The sequence below is a fragment of the Hoeflea sp. genome (assembly GCF_039975035.1).
GTDB lineage: Bacteria > Pseudomonadota > Alphaproteobacteria > Rhizobiales > Rhizobiaceae > Hoeflea.
The window spans coordinates 1-2,846 of the sequence record NZ_JBDWHW010000079.1; the positions used below are offsets into that span (position 1 = coordinate 1).

Genomic DNA, 2,846 nt, shown 5'->3' on the forward strand with positions numbered 1-2,846 from the left:
ATGAAATTGTCTTCCCAGCCTTCCAGTTCGATCCCGTAGCGGCGTTTGAAAACCTCGATTGCCAGCGCGGCGCTGGCAACAGCTCCGGTCGTGGCGCAGAACGGGAAATCCCCGAACGGTTGACCGGCTGGATCGGCGCGAACGACCGGCACCATCGCGGCAGTCTGCACCGACAATGGCCGCTCCCAGAACACCATGCGCCGCGCCAGCATCACGGTCTTGCAGATATTGTCGATATCGGGCGCCGCTTGCTCGAACCAGGCGTCTGAAAATGCCTCCCGGATCCGCTCCAGCAGACCGCGCCGGACCGCGCCGTGCCAGACCCCGAAATGACACTCAGGCATCTCGCCCGCGCTGTCCCAGTAGAACTGGTTGCGCATCATGTCCTTCTGCTCGGGCAGGATCATGCGGCTTCCTGTCGGAATCCTGGCGATTTCGCTGCCCTGGCGAAGTGCCGGCGGAACATAGCGGGCGCGGCCCCAGGACAGGGCGTCGGCATCGGGCACCCGCTTCATCATGGCGTCGATCACCGTGCAGATTTCCGGATCGGCATAATCGGCGGCATCAATGAAGCAAATCCATTCCCCGCGTGCCTGTGCGGCCATCTCGTTCCAGGCGGCGCTGGCCTCGATCATCGCTCCGGTATTGGCTTTGCCGCCCGCAGCAACAATCCGCAGCCGCGTGTCACGCGCAGCTTCCGCCAGTTTTGAACGCTCCACAAAGTTACAGCCGGTAAAGTCGATGATCAGAATTTCGAAATCGGTGCGTTCGCTCGCAAGCATCTGGAGCACATTGCCGGCAAGGGCCTCCGCCGGCGCCAGCACCGGAATGCAGATCGACGCGACAATCATGGCGCAAACACCTTGGCGCCGCTCAGAAAAGCCTCCAGCGGCACAACCGCATTCTCGCCGAACCGGTAGAATTCCGCCGGAGTGGCGGGCGTGATGCCGGCTTCGCGAATATGCAGCGTGTCATTGGCCAGGCCGGACAGCCGGTTGACGGTTTTGGGCGGCTTGAACGGGGCCGGCTTGAAATGACCGGCCCACCGGCCTGCCTGCCAGACGGCAAACCCGCGCGTGAAACAGTCTACCTTGGCGTCATACTCCTCGCGCGTGCTGCAATATCTGCATTCATCCATGGCGGCTTTGGCGAAATTGGCCCCGACCCCGGTTTGGTCAACGCCGTGGGCGTGACAGAACCATGCGATCGTCGAGGCAACGCTCAGGCAGAGCGATACACCGGGGTCGAAAAGCGAGAACGGGAAAAACGGCTGATCCAGGCTGATGCCGCCCGAATTTTCGCGCTCGAACGTGTCGAGCCGGGCTTTCATCGTGTCTCGCGACAGGGTGGAGGCCGAGTTCGACGCGGCACAGGCGCCCAGCACCGAGAACGGCCGTTCGCAATGAACAATCTTTTCGGCCTGCGCCACCACCTTGCAGGTATTTTCCCAATCGACAACGGGATGCTCGAAGAACTGACCGGCATAGGTCTGCCTGATTCGCTGCATCAGCGATTTCCGCACCGCACCGTGATAAAGCCCGACTCCCACCGCCGGACGGCGCTTGCCTTCGCTCCAGCGGAACAACTGATCGCCGAGCGCAGCCTTCGAGCGAACCGAGATCGCGCAGGTCATCGGAATGGAGGCAAGAGTGGGAACCGGCCGGTTGTCGGGCCACTGAAAACTCATCGGATCCCAGCTGATGGCGTCGACACCGCGGTGAAGCACTTCACAGCGGCGGATCAGTCCGGTGACACGCGGATCGATGTGGTCATCATCGCCGATGACCGAGATCCAGCGCCCTCCAGCCTGTTCGACGAGACGCTCCCAGTTGTCACGCATCGACAGGACGGCCGGGCCGGGGGCGACCAGCCGGAACCGGCTGTCGTTGAAACTCGCGAAAAACCCGGCCAGCGGCGCCGGATCGTCGGAATTGTCGCCGACAATGACTTCGAAATCGGTGCCGTCCGCCGCCGCCAGCGCCTCGATGGTCTTGAGGCAATAGGCCTGACGATTGCGCGTCGGCAGGCAGATGGTCAGATGAACCATGGGCAGCTTTCATGCATGACGTGTCAGCTCTGACCCTGTCAGACCAAACTTGCGCCATGCTTGCACTCGCCGGAACCGGTTTCAGGCAATGGCCTCAATAGGCCTTGCCGCGCGCCGAAACCGGCCAGAGGCACTCGACCTTGCCATTGCGCACCCCGACATACCAGTCGTGCAGATTGCAGGTTGGGTCGCAATGGCCCGGCACCAGCCTGAGCTTGTCATTGATCTTGAGCACCCCGTTCGGATCGGTCAGCGTTCCGTGTTCGTCCGAGCATTCGGTGTAGGCGATGCCATCCCGGCCGAACACCACCGGCAGACCACTGTCCAGCGACTGCACTTTCAGGCCCGCGTCACAGATCGCCCTGCCGGCTTTGACATGGCTCATCACCGAGGTCAGGATGAACAGCGCGTTCTCGAACCCGGTCTGGTCGAGACGTCGACCGTCCTGATCCAGCACCCGCCCGTACTCTGCGTCCATGAAAGCGTAGGAGCCGCATTGCAGCTCGGTGTAGATACCGGATGCGCCTTCGAACCGGTAGCTGCCGGTGCCGCCGCCGGTGATGACCGGGCAGGCTATGCCTTCTGCAGTGAGCGCGTCCACGACCTCCCTGACCATCGCCTCCGTGAAAGCGAATTTTGCCTTTCGGTCATCATGAAGAACCAGGTGCTGCATCGCGCCCTGATAGGCCTGGATACCCCCAAATTGGAGGCCCGGCGTGGCCAGAATGGCCTTGGCCAGCGCCACGGATTCGCGCGCGGTCGTCACGCCGCAGCGCCCAGCGCCGCAATCCAGTTCGAC

At 62.5% G+C, this 2,846-nt stretch carries 3 protein-coding genes; all 3 read right to left on the reverse strand.

All coding sequences use genetic code 11. The features are described 5' to 3' along the window. Nucleotides 1–851 (reverse strand): glycosyltransferase (locus tag ABJN75_RS06640; RefSeq protein ID WP_348437992.1); only part of this gene is annotated, 851 nt, incomplete at its 3' end. Continuing rightward, a complete protein-coding gene (locus tag ABJN75_RS06645) occupies nucleotides 848–2,047 on the reverse strand; it encodes a glycosyltransferase family A protein (protein ID WP_348437993.1) in 1,200 nt (399 codons plus the stop codon). The genes ABJN75_RS06645 and ABJN75_RS06640, both read right to left, overlap by 4 nt. Before the next feature lie 94 nt (nucleotides 2,048–2,141). Beyond that, on the reverse strand, nucleotides 2,142–2,846 hold a 705-nt coding region (locus tag ABJN75_RS06650), incomplete at its 5' end, for an alanine racemase (RefSeq protein WP_348437995.1).